The 17476-nt window shown below is 53.1% G+C and carries 13 protein-coding genes (1 of these 13 only partly in view); 2 read left to right on the forward strand and 11 right to left on the reverse strand.

All coding sequences use genetic code 11. The features are described from left to right. The 8 genes from FHS18_RS32580 to FHS18_RS32615 all read right to left on the reverse strand — a co-directional run. Nucleotides 1–410, reverse strand: the 5' portion of a protein-coding gene (locus tag FHS18_RS32580) for a hypothetical protein (RefSeq protein ID WP_183604585.1). The gene continues 79 nt to the left of window position 1, outside the view; only the first 410 of its 489 coding nucleotides appear in the window; it begins with the start codon at nucleotides 408–410; the stop codon falls past the left edge of the window. Between the two features lie 362 nt (nucleotides 411–772). After that, nucleotides 773–1120 carry a hypothetical protein gene (locus FHS18_RS32585; protein WP_183604586.1) on the reverse strand — a complete coding sequence of 116 codons (348 nt, stop codon included), beginning with the start codon at nucleotides 1118–1120 and terminating at the stop codon, nucleotides 773–775. Nucleotides 1121–1385: 265 nt separating this feature from the next. After that, nucleotides 1386–1796 (reverse strand): 8-oxo-dGTP diphosphatase MutT, encoded by a 411-nt coding sequence (mutT, locus tag FHS18_RS32590; RefSeq protein ID WP_183604587.1) that lies wholly within the window; start codon nucleotides 1794–1796, stop codon nucleotides 1386–1388. A gap of 10 nt (nucleotides 1797–1806) precedes the next feature. Further along, nucleotides 1807–4950, reverse strand: a complete 3144-nt coding sequence (locus FHS18_RS32595) for a DEAD/DEAH box helicase (protein WP_183604588.1) — start codon at nucleotides 4948–4950, stop codon at nucleotides 1807–1809. 67 nt (nucleotides 4951–5017) lie between these two features. Next, a complete protein-coding gene (locus FHS18_RS32600; RefSeq protein WP_183604589.1) occupies nucleotides 5018–7462 on the reverse strand; it encodes a DEAD/DEAH box helicase family protein in 2445 nt (814 codons plus the stop codon). Beyond that, a complete protein-coding gene (locus tag FHS18_RS32605) occupies nucleotides 7446–7772 on the reverse strand; it encodes a nucleoside triphosphate pyrophosphohydrolase (RefSeq protein ID WP_183604590.1) in 327 nt (108 codons plus the stop codon). Before FHS18_RS32605 ends, FHS18_RS32600 begins: the two co-directional genes overlap by 17 nt. A 286-nt stretch (nucleotides 7773–8058) precedes the next feature. Continuing rightward, nucleotides 8059–9147 (reverse strand): LysM peptidoglycan-binding domain-containing protein, encoded by a 1089-nt coding sequence (locus FHS18_RS35505; RefSeq protein ID WP_183604591.1) that lies wholly within the window; start codon nucleotides 9145–9147, stop codon nucleotides 8059–8061. Between the two features lie 316 nt (nucleotides 9148–9463). Then, nucleotides 9464–9751 (reverse strand): hypothetical protein, encoded by a 288-nt coding sequence (locus FHS18_RS32615; protein ID WP_183604592.1) that lies wholly within the window; start codon nucleotides 9749–9751, stop codon nucleotides 9464–9466. Nucleotides 9752–10100: 349 nt separating this feature from the next. Here FHS18_RS32615 and FHS18_RS32620 point away from each other — a divergent pair, with 349 nt between their 5' ends. Beyond that, on the forward strand, nucleotides 10101–13667 hold the full coding sequence (locus tag FHS18_RS32620) for an Npt1/Npt2 family nucleotide transporter (RefSeq protein WP_183604593.1): 3567 nt from the start codon (nucleotides 10101–10103) through the stop codon (nucleotides 13665–13667). Between the two features lie 49 nt (nucleotides 13668–13716). Here the strand turns inward: FHS18_RS32620 and FHS18_RS32625 are convergent, their stop codons facing one another. The 3 genes from FHS18_RS32625 to FHS18_RS32635 all read right to left on the reverse strand — a co-directional run bounded on the left by FHS18_RS32625 (nucleotide 13717) and on the right by FHS18_RS32635 (nucleotide 16039). Continuing rightward, a complete protein-coding gene (locus tag FHS18_RS32625) occupies nucleotides 13717–14304 on the reverse strand; it encodes a Uma2 family endonuclease (protein ID WP_183604594.1) in 588 nt (195 codons plus the stop codon). A 106-nt stretch (nucleotides 14305–14410) separates the two neighbouring features. Beyond that, entirely contained in the window at nucleotides 14411–15286 is an 876-nt protein-coding gene (locus FHS18_RS32630) for a radical SAM/SPASM domain-containing protein (protein ID WP_183604595.1), read from the reverse strand. Between the two features lie 99 nt (nucleotides 15287–15385). After that, entirely contained in the window at nucleotides 15386–16039 is a 654-nt protein-coding gene (locus FHS18_RS32635; protein ID WP_183604608.1) for a M48 family metallopeptidase, read from the reverse strand. Nucleotides 16040–16232: 193 nt separating this feature from the next. Here FHS18_RS32635 and sstT point away from each other — a divergent pair, with 193 nt between their 5' ends. Further along, a complete protein-coding gene (sstT, locus tag FHS18_RS32640) occupies nucleotides 16233–17465 on the forward strand; it encodes a serine/threonine transporter SstT (protein WP_183604596.1) in 1233 nt (410 codons plus the stop codon). The last annotated feature ends 11 nt before the right edge of the window (nucleotides 17466–17476 follow it).

Raw genomic sequence — 17476 nt, forward strand, 5'->3', positions numbered from 1 at the left:
TTCACTTCATAATGTATATCGACGTAGCTTCCATATACGCCATTCATGTACTCGCCGCTTATGAGAAGCACTGGGTACGTACCCGGATCGTGAGCCTGCAAGCTTAGTTCTACCACAATGGTTTTGACATGATTATGCCGGAGAGATCCCGCCATAATGGTCGTCTCTCCAATATGCTGATAAGTGGGCTGCCCGTATACCTGGATAATTGAAACCCGATCGGACACATGCAAGTTAAGTAAGACGTGTTTGGCTGCATAGTTCAGTTGGCCTTCTGACAGCCCGCTTGATTGGAGCCTCTCTGAATGTGTTCCGCTTGAAATCTCAATTTGCAAAAAGAGCCGTTCTTCCCTGCCAGCTTGTACATAAGGCCGACTCCATGCCGTCCTTAACGATAAGGTTTCCTTCATAATTTCCCCTCCTGTATCATTGATCTTTCGTCGCTTACCCGGTGAAGGTTAGGCGCTGCATATAAAGTATCGATTACTGGATATCTCGGTAAGCTGAGCATTGGCGGATTCCACGTTCACTCCTCCCGTTAGTCGTTGAAGCAATGCTTCTGCCGTATTCGGATTCAGTCCTAATTGGTCGATTACACTTCTAACTTCAATCGTCTGTTTGTTCATACAAAGTGCGGACATATTGGCCTCCATCGTTCTGGTCTAAAGCTTCTAGATCTAGGATAACATTGCCAAGCGACCACAGCTTGTCTCGAACATATGTTCGCGTTAAATATTTTTAAACCCCGCCTGTGTTTGGCGAGGTTGAATCCTTATTTCTTATCTACATGAAGCAGCGTGATGTTTTTGACCGCGTAGGTGTCCTGCAGCTTTTCCTCCGATAGCACGTTCAGCTTAATGAGACTCTGGATCTTGGCAGTATCAGGCTTCGCTAGCAGGCGCCATAGCTGAGGGTCGGGAAGGGCTTCATACAACTTGCTCTCGTCATACTCCTTGCGTTCTTGAAGAACGAGTTTCACTCTGTAGCTGCCCGCTTCAAGCTCCGTGGCTTGCTGCTCATGACAGTAAGCGACGATTTCGGATCGAAGATCAGCGATCTCCTGCTCCATTTCTTTGTGTTTATTTTTCAGCTGATAGTAACGTTTGATTTTGTCATCCATCTCGCTCACGCTCCTTATACTCCATGTATATGCGGGGCGAGCGATTTTACGACGGGGGATGTCCTTGTCTAGATGGATGGGACGGAGGGTTTCAGGAAGGCCGAGAATAGCCAACTACGCTTATTCAACGTGTGAAACAGCGTTTAGGTTGCATCAAATGTCAGATTTTTCTGATGATGTTGTAGATTGAATGCTTATTATGAAGGAACGATTATCGGCGAGGATAAAAAAAGCGCTGCCTGCATGGTCAGCGCTTGTCGTTTTGTTAGTTGCAGGAGAAAAACTCGGAGGATGGATTAGATCCAAGTTTGGCTACGAACGGGATGTCTGCAGGCGCGAATTCGAATTCCGCCAGCTCTAGAATAGACGCCCAGCGATACTCGTCGTGATCATGCAGGACGATCTCTCCCGAAACATAGGTAGCTAGGTAGGCGATCAGTTGGATCTGACGTTCACCGTATCGATGATCGCTCGTGTCAAAGTACGCGTACGGCGAGATGTTGATGTTCATCTCCTCCTGCAGTTCGCGGATCAAGCAAACCTCGGGGGACTCGCCTTCTTCCAACTTGCCGCCAGGGAATTCCCATAGTCCTCCCTGCGACTTGCCCTGCTTCCGCTTGGCAATGAGGATTCGGCCTTCATCGTTCAATATTATGGCTGCTGCCACCTGGATCATGGGTCACCTCTTAGGAAATGCATTTGTTGGCGGCTGGTATGAGAGCCGGCGGCAACTCATTGTTCAGCGACCAGATAAAACTCATCGGTTTGTTGCCTTCATGCCGTACATATTCTGCCTCACCCAAGAAGACGAATGGAGAGGTATAGTTGTTCGATTCTTTGAACTCCCGAACAAAGAGCGCGATCCGATTGCCCTTCTTCCTATGATGGATGTAACGTTGAGCGGTGGGCGAATTCTCAGCCGTGCGGCTTTGCGTCTGCCAGTGGAATAATCGCTCATTGATCGCATAGTCCTCATACAGCGTGGATGGCGAGAAATCCTTATCCGATTTATTTAAGGTGATAAAAAAGATATCGGTAGCCCTGCCATCCAAATATTTGACTCCCTCGCGGAAGGCAGGCGCTTGTTCCTCGTTCCAGAATCCGAATGCGGCTAACACCTGATCGGTGGAATACCGACAATGGATATCCAACGGACAAGCATAAGGAAGCTCATTCTCCTTATCAACGAAGTCGATCTTAGCCAGATTGTACTTGCAGATATCGAGAATCTCGTCCCGGAACGGCTCGCATAAAAGGATAGCTTCAACCGCTTGCTCGATGGTAGCAAACCCTTGCTTCTTCGGCTCTGACCGATAGAAGGTATAATAAAACATCGTGAGCATCAAGCGCTCTTCTTCCGTCTCTGCTTGTTTGCGCCCCTCCAAATATGCAATCAGGAAGCCGAGCCATCTCCGAGAATTCACGTTAAGTAAAGCCGGGATTCGTTTGGCCAGCTCAGGTTGGGGCATTACAAACGGCTCTAACACACCCGCTTCTACCATCAACTCCCGAAAGAAACGTCTCCCCGTTCGACCTCCGTAGATCTCATATAAGGAGAGGCCATAGTACTCGGCAAAATTCGCAAGCGTCAGTTCTAGTCCCGTATCATCTACGAAATACTTCAGCTTATTCACCAAGCTTCGCCGATTGGTAGTTGCTTGCTTCAAGCTGCCCAGAATGTAGTCCCTAGCCTGTCGCTCGAGTTGAATAAAGCTTCCTCTTGGCAAACTTGAGAAACCATTCTCCATATAATGTTGGACCGAATGCTTCGTCTTACCCAGCAGGGCACGGAACTTATCCTGAAAATTATATTCCTTATGCGCTTGTCCGATGAAGTCTAGCACGGTCAGGCACTCTTTGCCTTCCGCAAGACGCAAGCCCCGTCCTAGCTGCTGCAGAAATACGGTCATACTTTCGGTCGGCCTCAGAAAAAGAATCGTGTTCACCTCGGGAATATCAACGCCTTCATTGTAGAGATCGACGACAAAAATCAATTTGATCTCGCCGCGGACGAGCCGTCCCTTCGCCTGACTGCGCTCTGTCTCATTCGAATCTCCATGGAGCGCGATCGCAGGAATACCTGCTTCAGCGAACACTTTGGCCATGTACAACGCGTGCTCGACGCTAACGCAAAAGCCTAACCCTTTGACCTCATCGAGATCAGTCACATATTTCTTCAGACTGTTCAGCACTTGTGTTGCCCGAATTTTATTCTGAGAATACAGCGTTATAAGTTCACCGAGATCATAGCCTTTGCGCGTCCATTTCACATGAGATAGATCTACGCTGTCCGTAATCCCGAAATAGTGGAACGGAGCTAAAAGCTTACGATCAATCGCATCGGTTAACCTGATCTCCGCCGCAATCGTATGGTCGAAATAAGCGAGCACGTCTTTCCCGTCCATCCGTTCCGGCGTGGCGGTCAGACCAAGCAATAGCTGCGGCTGATAGTAGGAGAGAAGCCGTTGATAGGTAGGCGCCGCCGCGTGGTGAAATTCGTCTACGACAATATAATCATAGAAATCGGGAGTGGTCTTCTCATCTAAGCGCATGGCGTTAAAACTTTGAATGCTTATAAACAAATGGTCCCGCGCCTGGGCTTGATTCGATCCCACGTGCAGTTCCCCGAAATTCAGATCCTTCAGGATAAAGCGGAACGTGTCCCGGCTTTGCTTCAAAATTTCTTCGCGATGCGCCACGAACAATAGCCGCGCGCCTGGATTCCGATGGAAGAATCGTTTGAAATCGAAGGCGGATATGACCGTCTTGCCTACTCCCGTCGCAGCAACCAGCAGATTACGGTACCGGCCGAATAAGGTTCTCTGCGCCTCGAGCTTCTCCAGTACCTCTCTCTGATAATCATACGGATTAAGCTCGAAATGGAAATGCAGCGCTTCCGCTTCCCTTTTCTTTTTGCCCAGCGCCTCACGCAGTCTTGTCTCATCCGCTTCACATTCCGGCGTGAATGCTCTGAACTCCCGGTCGTTCCAGTAACTCTCGAAGGTCGCGTCAATTTTCTTGATCACGTCATAAGCATCCTTCTCCGTTACCTTCAGATTCCACTCCAGACCGCTCGTTAGCGCTGGATTGGACAAGTTCGAGGAGCCGACGTATGCCGTCGTAAAGCCCGTATCCCGCTTAAAAATATAAGCCTTCGCATGAAGCCGCGTTCGATCCGTATCATAGGAAACTTTAATCTCCGTATTCATCAACCTGCCCAGCTCGACTACCGCCTTGTAATCCGTTGCCTCCATATACGTCGTCGTGATGACCCGGAGCTTCCCTCCTCTGGCGGTGAATTGCACGAATTCCTCCAGTAGATGGCGCAGCCCGCTCCACTTGATGAACGAAACAAGAAAATCGATGCGGTCAGCGGTCAATATCTCATGCTTCAACTCATTCATCATGTTCGGCTCCGCATGGGCGCCCGTGAACAAAGAGCTCTGCGATAATGGGGTCGCGGGACGAAGCACCTTCTCGTCTTTCAGCCCTCGAATATGATTCAGTTTGGAGTAGACATAGGTAAGTACCTCGCCCTGTTCATCCAGCTGAAGCTCCCTGCATTCTTCATCGCCGAGAGCTCCTCTAAGCGTGGCAATGATTTCGTTACACGTCCGAATCTGCACCAGTACCGCGTCATCCTCATTGCTTTGTTCACGCACTGCTTTCAGCGCCCTTCGGGTGACGAAGGCCAAGTAATTGGAGAGAAGCTTGCGCGCTTCCTCAACGTCCAAGGCTTCTTTGCCTATAGCGAAAGACTCAGACTCCAGTAATGCCAACTGCTTCTTGGTCAAGTTATTAATGATCTGTTCATACAGTCCTTGCTTCATGAGATGACCTCGCTTAGAAAAAACGCACCGCAAGGGTGCGAATTCAAATGATGGTTAGCTCGTTAATCTATCCGACCTTGCCTGCCTTGTCCTCTCTCCGTTCAAAATGGACATGCAAGCGGTACTGGCAGATGTCGAGCGTCCAGGCGTGGAGGATTTCGCGATCGGCTGGTTCAATCTCGAATCGAAGTGCGAATTGGCCGTCTTCAAACTTAGTCCGGCTGTCTTTGGCCGAGCCCCATTTGCTCATCGGCATCTCGGCGATCAGCTTACTGATCCGGCTCTCGTCATATTCCCATAGTCGACGGGACTCCTTATCGGAGAAATCGATCCGTCTCCGGTATTCCTTCTCCGTCAGATAGCGGTGGAAGAATGACGCTGCCTCGGCAGGCTGGACAGGCTCGAACCACCGATCCGCGCCGCGCTCCAGCATGTAGAGCAGCACGATCATTTTGTAGCTCTTGGCCATCGCAGTCTTCTCGACATCGCGAAGCCAACTCTCATAGCGGTAATAGACTTCCGCCTCACGCTCGGCCAGCAACTCTGCCCAGTGAAGGAACCCTCTGTACGAGCCGAACTCGTTGCGATACTCCCAGCTGTTCGAAGCGCCGTGCAGATGCAACTCCAGATAGGTCGGAATCCGGCCCAGCTCCTGCTTCAGCCGCATGAAGTCACTGCGCAGCCGTTCCCGATGCGGCAGCCTCTTCCGGCTGAGCTCATCGAGCAGGTTAATCACCCGTGTCTCCAGATTAAGCTCGCAGCCCGCAGGGACGGATGGCAGAACCGGTTCTTTGGTTTTCTTGTTCCCATCGGGATCCCGCTCTGCAAAAAGCGACAGCTTGACGTCCGCATTGCGGTAGTTGCCGATTAAGTCGATAATCGTGCAATATTCCTTGCCCTCGTGGAGACGAAGCCCCCGCCCCACCTGCTGAGTGAAGACCGTCAGTGACTCCGTCGGACGCACGAATAGCAGTGTGTCCACACTTGGAATATCCACGCCTTCATTGAATAGATCGACCGTGAAAATAACCTCAAGCTCACCGTGGTCCAGCTTCCGAATGGCTTCTGGACGACTTATCCCGACCGTACCGGAATGAAGACTGTGCGACGATATCCCTTGGCTGCGGAAATAGTTCGCAAGGAAGTCGGCTTGTCTCCGAGAAGAGCAGAACGCAATCGTCCGGGTCTGCTTATGCCGCCGCCATGCCTCGAATATAGTGCTCGCATTCGCGTCCTGCAGCTGTGCAGCCATCAGTTGTTCTTCATCGTAGCGCGAACCGAGCCAGCGAATCTGGCTATAGTCCGTTTCATCATAGATTCCGTAATACCGGAAAGGCGCCAGCCACTGACGGCGGATGGCTTCAATAAAATGCAGCTGGTAGGCTACGTTCCCGTCGCAGAGCGCATAGACGTCCTTCCCGTCCATACGGTCCGGCGTAGCCGTGATGCCTAGCAGGAACTGCGGCCGAAAATACTGGAGCACCGACATATACGACTGAGCGGCGGCATGATGGAACTCATCCACGATAATAAGGTCGAATTCATCGGGGGCGAACAGCTCCCGATGCTTTTTCATCCCGAACGTATAGATCGAGGCAAACACGCAGTCTGCGTCCCGCTCCTTGTACGTGCCATTGTAGAGACCGAATGTCCGGTCAGGCAGGATCTTCATGAACGATTGGCGCGCCTGCGTCAGAATTTCCTCCCGATGGGCGATGAACAGCACCTTTTTGAACTTCTGGGCGAAGAATCCCGCTAAATAGGTTTTGCCCAATCCGGTTGCCATCACCACCATGGCCTTGTCATACTGTTCCTCAAGCGCGATCTCGAGCGCATCGAGCGCAGCTTGTTGAGCCGGACGCGGTTCAATGATCTGGTAGCTGGAAGGCGCCTCGGCCGCTTGGTCCGCTGGCTGTGAAACTTCGGCGTACTCCGCTTCTTCCATCTCCATGATCTGACGGCGCAGCTCCGGATTCTTCTGATGGTAGGTCCGGTACTCCTGCTCATACAGCAGGATCGTATCCTCGTTGAGCGGCAGCGTCGCATCGTGGTAGAAATTGTGCATGAACTTCTCCAGCGCCGTCTGGAAGGTATAGGGCTCGACCTGCGCGTTCATCGCCAGATTCCACTCCATCCCCATCTTCAGCGCGGACAAGGAGAAATTGGAGGAACCGACAATGAGCATGCCTTCGCCGTTCTCGTAATCGAACAGATAAGCTTTGGGATGGAATGAAGTCCCCATGCTCTGCCATAGCCTTGCCTCAAGCCGCGGATCGATCGAAGTAAGCGCCGTAAGTCCTTCGGGCTGCGTGATGAACAGGTAATCGCCCGCCAACACCTTCACGTCCGCACCGTTATCGAGTGCTTGCTTCAGATGCGGAGCCAGTAGCCGCACGCCCGATTGCATAACGAAGGAGGTCATAATATAAATGCCGGAAGCATTACGAATGCCGGATATGAGATCGTCGGCGAGATTCTCGGTGATCAGCTTGACGTTAAGCTTCGTCGACATCGATTAAGAACACCTTCTCCTGAAACCCGCCGCGCGCGTCTGCTTTGCGCTTCCGAATGGCTTCGAGCTGTTCCCAGCTGCTGCCGCGAGCGGCCGCTAGACCGCGAATGACTTCCAACATGTCGGCAAGCTCCTCGAGTGCGGAAGCATCGTCTGACGCGTCATGGTACTCGGCGGCTTCTTCCTTCAGCTTCGTATTCAACGCTAGCAAATACTCTTCTTGCCCCAATATACGCGTACGGCACGATTTGCCTGTCGCTTCGATAACCTGCGGTATTTTGTCGCGGACCAATTTGTTATAGACCGGCATATCGCTCACCTAACCTTTGGATGTGGAGTTAACATGTAACTTCTTCTATGAAACATAGCATACCTAATGGCAAGAAGGCGCACAATGCGGAAAATAGGATGGCCTAAGTTCGATGCGCTAGCTCGCCACCACTCTATATTAGCAGGTATAAGAGACAAGGATCGGTCAGCGAACATTCGTTCTTTAGCGATCCATTGAGGACAGCATGATATAAGAAAGACCGACACACTCGTGGTGAGCGGTCGGTCTTCATCGTACGAGCTATGTATCGTTAAAAATGGTAAGGCTACTCCTGAATGACCACAACCGTCCCCGTCGGCACCTTATCATACAGCCACTCCACGTCCTTCGTCTGCATGCGGATGCAGCCAAGGCTGACGTATTGGCCGATGGAGGACGGATTGTTCGTGCCATGAATGCCGTATTTGGTACCGTTCGTATGCGGTACGCTTAGCCCGAGCCAGCGGGTGCCGAGCGGATTCCGCGGATCGCCGCCGGGAATGTCTTTGGCGACATACCACGGGTTCTTCACCTTCGTCATGATGGTGAAGGTTCCTTTGGGCGTGAGTCCGTGCGTTTTGCCGCTGCCGATGGAGAAGGTCTTCATAGTTGTGGTGCCTTGCAAGAGATAGAGCTTATTCTCGGACAAGTCGATCTTGATCTTGAGCGGCGGTTGCGCTGCTGGCTTAGTCGTCGTGGCGGGGGCAGACACCTTCGTTGTTGAAGAAGTCTGAACCGTACCCTGAGCGGTAGTCGTCAAAGCGCTCCCGGAGTAGAAAGGATTCGGAATCTGCAGTTTTTGACCGACCTTAAGCGCATTCCCTTGCGTGGCCAGATCGTTGTATTCCGCTATGTAGTTGGTATAGTCCTGGATATGAAAATATTTCACAGACAGTCCGTAGAGCGTCTCGCCTGCTAACACGACATGCTTCTTACTGCCGGAGGGCAACGGAATGGCCAGTTCCATTCCAACTCGCAGTCCCTTGCCCGCATCCGCGATATGGTTGTATTGCATAAGCGACTGGATATAGCCGCTGCGCGTGAAATACCGGTTCGCAATGCCGTACAACGTATCGCCTTGTCCGACCGTATACGAGCCCAAGAATAATGGATCCGGCAAAATAAGGCTCGCGCCGGCTTTCAGTCCTTGCGCTGCAGTCAGCCCATTATACGACGCGATATTGGCGGCATTCCCGCTCATATAGTATCGCTGCGTGATGCCATATAACGTGTCGCCCGGTTTGACCGTGTACGCCACGTTTATGTAATGCGTCGTTGCCCCTTGGCTTGCCGCACTCGTGCGATACGGCCAGACTCCCCCCGCTGCCAATGCCATGATCAATACCCATGCAGTCCATTTTACCCATCGTCTCAACGTCGATCACACCTTCTGTATATTAAGTTCGGCGCGGAGGATTCGGCGGGTTCTGACAAGATTCCTGCTTGGATGTGACTAATAGTAGCAAAATGAAGCGGAGGTCAGGGGTTTTAGAAGCGACTGGTAAGATAAGGTGAATCGGTGGTCTTGGTCGAGAGAACAAGAAACATTCGCATTCGGGATCATCCGATGGGCGGATAGAGGGAGAGATTCGCGATGCAGGCACACAGATAGGCAGAAGGTTCGTGCGACTTCCTATATAGACGGGACAGAAAATGCGCTGGCGCTTCCCTTGGCCAACGCTCAATTCCTCTTACTTCCTTCTGAAGTGCTTCTCCCAGTGCTGCAATTCTTGCTCTAACGTGGTCCGATAGAACCTGCGATGACGATCACGAACCCACTCCGCAATGACTTGCTGTCGCGTCGTATAGAAACGGTAATCGCAGATATTCCAGGAGCAATACAGTTTGCGGAACGCGGCTCCGCTGGCTATATCGTCCTTGTACCGCCGTACAGCCTTGGCCGCTTTGCGTTTGGCCCAGATTGTTCCCGGCGTTGCGTGGTCGTTACAGACAGGTGACTTCTTGTAGCTTCTGCTCATCTTCTCTAACCTCCTTATAGGGAAGCTAGAGGCCGTCGAGCTTTTTCAGAAACATGCACCTCCTTCGTTCAATTACGCATGACTATCTATCCTATTAACGCCAACTTGGCTAAAAAGTTACGGGAGCGCTAAATGTACGAACGGTCCCGCCTATCGCTCGCTTAGCCATTTACCATCCGCTTGAACTGCTGCGATACGCATCTATAGAACGGTCGATGACAACTGCCCAACCGTGAACATGCACGCCTCTCTTCCGGCAAAGTTGAATCTGATTATTACCGCTACAATCAGTCGCATTTTAGGTATAATTGACTATATCGTTAGATGCATAGAGGGGTTGTCGTCATTTATGGGTGTTGGTCGGGTCATCGATCGGTTATTTCCTGCCTTCAAGACGGATCGGGATGAGTTCGTGAAGGTCATGCTGTTGTTCGGTTATTTGTTCTGCGTGGTGTCGGCGTCGACGATCGGGAAGACGGGGGCGGATGCGCTGTTCCTGAGCCGCTTCGATAATACGGCGCTATCGTTTATGTATTTGCCTCAGGCGCTCATTATGATCCTGACGGGCGTGCTCTTCCAGCGCTACGCTTCCCGTGTTCGGCTAGAGCGTCTCTTGGTGCTACTCATTCCGATCATCGCCGGCGTGGTGCTGTTATCCCGATTCGGTATCGGCATGGACCTGCGTTGGGTGTTCCCCACCATCTATATCGGGTACGACGTATTCAACTTCCTCATGATCGTCTGCTTCTGGCAGTTTGCCACGTCGGTGATGGATCAGCGCAAGGCCAAAAAGATGATCGGCCTCGTCGGCAGCGGCGGCATTGCCGGCGGGATCGTGAGCGGCTTCGGTCTGAAGGCGTTCGTCCCGCTGCTTGGCACGGCCAATCTGATCTACGTGTACGCCGCGCTTCAGCTGATCGCGCTTGGATTCGTGATCGTCCTCATTCGTCGGTTCCCGCAGCAAGCGGAGTCTAAAGGCGTGAAGGCCGGCCCTTCCGGCAAAACAAGCAAAGAAGGCAATAAGGGACTCTTCAAGCACGTTCCTCATCTCAAATACGTCGCCATTCTGGCCGCTGCGCTCGTCTTCTCGCTGCAGCTGATCGACTACCAATTCAAGGTCATTCTTCGGGAGAGCCTGCAAAATGACGCGCTCGCCGGATTCATGGGGACCTTCCACGGCGTATCCGGTATTGTCGCGCTGGTCGTTCAGCTGTTCGTCTCGAGCTGGGTCATTACCCGTTACGGCGTCATGACCGCTCTCTTGGTCTTCCCGGTGGTGCTGTTCGCAGGCAGCCTCGGCGTCCTGATGCTGCCCGTCCTGGCGATGGCCGTCTCCGTGAAAGGCAGCGACAAGGTGGTGGGCGACACGATCTACTCGTCCGTCAGCCAGCTCATCATGTTCCCGGTCCCGCCGGAATACCGCACCAAGGCCAAAAGCTTCCTGGACGGCATTGCCCGCAACGGCGCCAAAGGCTTGGCGGCGATCTGCCTGCTCGCCGCTTCGCAGCTGCTGGCCCCGCAACAGCTTAGTTATGTGGTCATTCCGCTGCTGGGCGTCGCGATCTTCGCCGCGATCAAGCTCAAGAAGGCCTACCTGCAGACGCTGATGGCTACGCTGCAATCGGGCAAATCGAACTTCGAGCGGGCCGAACTCAACTTGATGGATCCGGCGAGCCGCAGCCTGTTGACCGACGCGCTGGTGAGCGAGGATCGGCAGCAGGCGCTGTATGCTTTTTATATTCTTAGGGATGTGGAAGGCTTCGAGTTTACGCCATACTTAAAGCCGCTGCTGCAGCATTCGGATCCGAAGGTGCGCATGGAGGCCCTCGCATTCATCGAACAGACGGTGCCCCCAGGATTCGAGGAGCAGTTGATTGCCCTTTGCCATAAGCAAGATTCGCAGGTGCGGGCCAAAGCCGTTATTGCGCTTGCCGCTTATGGGCAAGAAGCGTATTTGGACGACATTACGGCACTTCTAGAGGAACAAGAGCCTCAAATTCAAGCCGCTGCGATCGCGGGACTCGTGAAATATTACGGTATCGAAGGGATGTTCCGATCGGTCGGCAAGCTGAAACAGCTCATCGACAGTACGCAGGATGAGCATCGCGTCGCCGTCGCTGCCTTGTTCGGGCAGATCGGCGTGCGCAGTTTCTACAAGCCGCTCGTCGCGCTCCTCAAGGACCCATCGGTAGCCGTTCGTAGTCGTGCGCTTGAATCCGCGCAGGCATTGGCTGTCCCTGCCTTGATCCCGCCTATCGTGGCAGGCCTGCGGGATTATGAGACAAGACGGTATGCCGTTCGCGCGCTTGCTGCCTATGAGGAAGAGGAGATTATCCCGGTACTTCGCGAGGCGTTGGGTAGCGAGAACAACGGACTCGCCCCGCACATCCCTGCCGTCTGCGAGAAAGTCGGGACGCAGCAAGCTTGCGACCTGCTGCTGGAAGGCTATGGGGCGGCAAGCTACGAGCTGCGCGACCGGATGCTGGAATCGTTGACCCGCATGGTGAAGAAATCGGCGCTTACTGTCCGGCCAAAAGCGGTGGAGCAGCTCATCGAAGCGGAGCTGGAATTGTATCGCCAGTTTGCTATCCACGGCTCCCCTTTCGTACAGATCGAAGGTTATGCGGATATTGCGATCATCGTGGAGCAGCTGCGCACGGCGGTCAGCCGGCGGGTGTTCCAGCTGTTAGGCCTGCTCTATGAGGCGGGCACGATTCAAGCCGTCTACACGAACTGGTCGGAAGGCGATGCCCGGCAGCAAGCCAATGCGGCCGAAGTTATCGATCAGACGGTTCAAGGGGCTCTTCGCGGCCAACTTGCCGCATTCATGGGTGCTGCGAGAAGCTTGACCGGGAAAGCTGCCTCTCCTGCCGAAATGACCAACCACCTCGCATGGCTCTCGGCGCAAGGCGACGACTGGCTCAAGGAAGTCATCCGACATAAATTCGCGCTGGAGCAGGGAAAGGTATCCGAAGCCGATACCACGTTCGAACTATTGGATCGCGTCCACTTGCTGCAACGGGCGTCACTGTTCCAAGGACTGACGAGCAAAGAGCTGTCCAACATCGCGAAACGGCTGCAGCGTGTAGAAGCTGAGGCTGGTGCAAACATTCTTCAGGCAGGCGATCCCGGGGATTGGATGTATATTGTCGGCAGCGGCCGTGTCGGCGTATATCGCGAGGGACGGAAACTGAATGAATTGAGCAGCGGCGAGTGCGTAGGCGAGATGGCGCTGTTCAGCGAAGGCCGGCGGACGGCTACGATTCTAGCCGAGGAAGCAACGATCTTGTGGCGGCTCGACTCTGCCCCATTCTATGACCTTTTGTTCAACCATACGAGCATTGCTTTCGAGATGATGAAGCTGTTGTCGCGCAGGTTGCGTACCGTGCTGGCGCAAGGCGGATCACAGCAAAAGCCTGAGACTGATGCGGCAGTCGAAACTGCGGCGAACGCTTCGACGAGCGATCCGAATCAGCTGGCGACCATGCAAGGCGTCGACGGATTGAGCCATGAGATGATCGTGCGCCGCATTCTGACGCTGCAAAATATTGAGCTGTTCGCGCATTTGAAGCCGGAAGATTTCGTCTGGCTGGCGCAATCGATCGAGGAAGCGGAGTATGTTGCAGGGCAAGCGATCTGCCGCACGGGCGAGCATGGCGATACGATGTATGCGATCGTGAGCGGACAGGTGCGCGTGCATCGGGGATCCCATCCGATTGCGCTGCTGCAGGCGGGCGAATATTTCGGCGAGATGGCCGTCATCGACAGCGGCCCCCGCTCCGCGGACTGCACGGCGGACAGCGACGTCATCGCGCTTGCGCTGCACCGCGATCTAGTGCTGGCCTTCAGCTTCCAGAACATGAACGTGCTGAAGAGTATTTTGCGCGTATTGGCGGACCGGTTGAAAGGGATGTAAGGGAAAAAGCGTTGGCCTGGGGCCAACGCTTTTTTGTATAAGGGCCTTGCTAAGGAAGGCTCAAGAAAATATCGTCGCTCAAATCAATGTGCAACTCGGGGTAAGTGTCGGAGATCAACGTATCATGCTCGGAGAAGTGACGGTAAAAGTAACCGTAGGTCCCGTCTTCTTGCAGCGATACGATCGTAACGCTTTTATTCTGAGCATCCACAATCCAATATTCTTGCACGCCGAATCGCTGATACAGGTCTTTCTTATAGTTGTAATCTTTGAATGCCGTACTTGGAGATAATACTTCGACGATCAAGGTTGGAGCGCCATGAATGCGTTCTTTCGTTATTTGACTCTTATTGCATATGACTGACAGATCCGGAATGACCACATGATCTGGCTCATCATAGTTGTAATCTTGGCTGAAAAACACATCAGTCGGGGCCGGAAAAACAACACATCCTTTTCCTTTGAAAAAAGCATTTAGCTTTAGCAGCAACTGCGTTGAGGCATATTGGTGATAGGTGGACGGTGGAGCTGCCTTATGATAGATGACACCATTAATCCACTCACAGTGCTCTTCTTGTCGGGACCATTCCTGGAAGGTACCTTTGTGTGGTTGCCGGCTTGGCAGCAGCATGTTCATCACCTCATCCTAATTTTAACAAATGTCCTCCATATTCTCCAACCTGCCATCAAACTAAAAAAGCTCATGCATAGGCGCATGAACTTTCATTGTATACCTACCTCAATCAAGCCCCGAACCGCTGCCGATACCCGCATCGGCGGCACAGTTCCTCAACGGCCTCGCGCCGGGAGAAGCCCTCGACTAAGTTAGTCGCCCGCTCGCCGCCGACGATGTCCGCGAACGAGGTCTCGTTCACGTTACCGAGGTTGATGACGCCTTCGCCGTCGAGGCAGCAAGGGACGACGGTGCCGTTCTCGAGGATCGCCGCCTGGGTGCGGAGCCCATGGCAGAAGCCCTTGCCTTCATCCTCGGGCGCGGTCATGCTCGGCCATTGGAACTCGTAGTCCTGGTTCAGGTAGACGCGGTTGGCGATCCGCACGCCGCTGCCAGGCGTAACTTTTTCTTCAATGAAGAAATCCAGGTCGAATTCGCGTTCGATCACTTCCAGCGTCTCGCGGTTGCGTTTGCGCTGCAGATTCGTCATGTTGTCCTGCGTCAGATTCCAGAGACGGAAGGAAAAAATGACATTGTTCTCTTCCGCTTCGCGAACGAACGCCAGAATCTCGCGCAGATAGCCTTCGCGATCGGTCGAGCCTTCGTGCCCGTCGAAGCTGTGGAGCGAGAAGTTCATTTGGCGTAAAGCCGGCTTGCCGAGCAGCTTGTCCCGATTCTTCTTAATGAGCGTCCCGTTGGTCGTAATGTTGACCTTGAAGCCCTTGTCGTGCGCAATGTCGAGGAGTTCGTCGATCTTCGGATGGAGCAGCGGCTCCCCTTTGACATGCAGATAGATGTAATCCGTGAAGGGCTTGATCTCGTCGAGTCTTCGCGCGAAGTCGTCGACTTTAATGAAGCTTTTGGCACGCTCGGTCGGCGGGCAGAAGCTGCAGGCGAGATTGCAGATGCTCGTAATTTCTATATAAACCTTCTTAAATGGCTTCAACGTGTTATCCCCATTCTAGCTCGTTATGATTCTATGATTATGTCTATCGTATCATAGAAGCGCGCCTTGGGGTAACGGTGCATTCTGGCGTCCCCTTGCTTACAGCGTCATCGCTTGCCCATACCTCGCCAAATACGCCTCTTTGGCCTTATAGTCCGGCATGATGCTGCCGACGAGCCGCCAGAACGAACGGTCGTGGTTCATATGCGTCAGATGGCTAAGCTCATGCACGACGACGTAATCGATCACGTCTACCGGCGCCATCGCCAGCCGATAATTGAAGGTGAGCTTGCGGTCCGAGCTGCAGCTGCCCCACTTGGTGACGGACTCGACGATGTCGAACGACTTGGCCTTCACCTTCATCTGAGCTTGGTAGATCTTGAGCCGCTCGGAGATGATTTGTTTGCAGTTGGCAAAATAAAACTTCTTCAGGCTCATCCGCAATTCGTCCTCGTCTCGCCCTTCCGTCTCGATCAGCTCATGGAGGGCATAGAATCGTCCGAGGTGCAGGAACTTGCCCTCTTCCTGGTAATCATGGAGCTTGGGCACCTCGCGCGCCTTCGCCAACGCTTCCAACTGCTTCAGAATCGCGGCCCCATGATGTCTAACGGCGCTTGCGATCGTCTCTTCGCTCGTGCCGTTGGGGACTTTCACGATGACTTGGCCATTCGGCTCAATATGGATGGACAGTTTTTTTCGGCTGCCGTATTGGGTATGAAAAGCAATGATTTGATTCTCGACTTCAATCTTCATCATAAAATCTCGTTCCTATCCGGTTTAGAGTCGTTTCTTAATGTTCTCCTTATGTTAATAATCCATAAGTTGGTAACACTTTAGTTGTATTGGTATATTTTCAATTTCATGATACACTAGCCTTTACATCTTGCCACTTCACCGCAGCGCAGTGGCAGGGCTTAATTTCAATTCCATCATTCGGAGGTCAGTCATGAAGCAGTTAGTACAAACGTGGAACCGATTAAGCCTGGTCAAACGCATTGTTGTCGGAATCATCGCCGGGATTATCCTGGCCTTGCTCGTTCCCGATGCCACAGGGATATCGATCCTGGGATCCTTGTTCGTATCCGCATTAAAGGCAGTTGCGCCAGTGTTAGTCTTGTTCCTCGTCATGGCCGCGATTTCTCAGCACAAGAAGGGCCAACAGACGAACATGAAGTCCATTCTTATCCTGTACGCGCTAAGCACGTTTCTGGCGGGGGCCATCGCAGTAGTCGCCAGCTTTATCTTCCCCGTGACCTTGTCACTGGCCTCGGGCTCGGAGGATCTGACGCCGCCGGACGGTATCCTCGAAGTATTGGAGACGCTGCTTTACAATGTGGTGGATAACCCGATACACGCACTGATGAACGCCAACTATATCGGTATTCTCGCATGGGCGATTTTCCTAGGCCTCGCACTTAAGAATGCCAGCGATAGCACCAAGAACCTGCTGACGAACTTCTCGGACGCGTTATCCCAAATCGTCAAATGGGTCATCAATTTGGCGCCGCTCGGCATTCTGGGCTTGGTGTTCGATTCGATCACCGCGAACGGACTTAGTTCCTTGCTCGATTACGGCAAATTGCTGCTTGTGCTGATCGGCTGCATGCTCTTCATCGCACTCGTCGTGAATCCGCTCATCGTTTACGTGAATATTCGCCGCAACCCTTACCCGCTCGTATTCACTTGTCTGCGGGAAAGCGGGATTACCGCGTTCTTCACGCGGAGTTCAGCGGCTAACATTCCGATCAATATGCGTCTGGCCGAGAAACTGGACCTGGATCCGGATACGTATACGGTCTCCATTCCGCTGGGGGCTACGATTAATATGGCTGGCGCGGCGGTAACGATCTCCGTCCTGACGCTCGCTACCGTTCATACGCTCGGCATTGAAGTCGACTTCGGTACGGCGCTGCTCCTGAGCCTCGTCTCCGCGGTTGCGGCAGCAGGCGCTTCGGGCGTTGCCGGCGGATCGCTGCTGCTCATTCCGCTCGCCTGCAGCTTGTTCGGGATCTCCAACGATATCGCGATTCAAGTCGTTGCCGCGGGTTTCATCATCGGCGTGCTGCAGGATTCTTTTGAGACGGCGCTGAATTCGTCTTCGGACGTGCTGTTCACGGCAACGGCCGAGTATGCGAAGAAACGTAAGGAAGGCACGGAAACTCAGTTGAGTAAGGCATAGTAGCGAAAAAA

This window comes from Paenibacillus phyllosphaerae (assembly GCF_014192105.1).
In the GTDB taxonomy this organism is placed as follows: Bacteria; Bacillota; Bacilli; order Paenibacillales; family Paenibacillaceae; genus Paenibacillus_Z; species Paenibacillus_Z phyllosphaerae.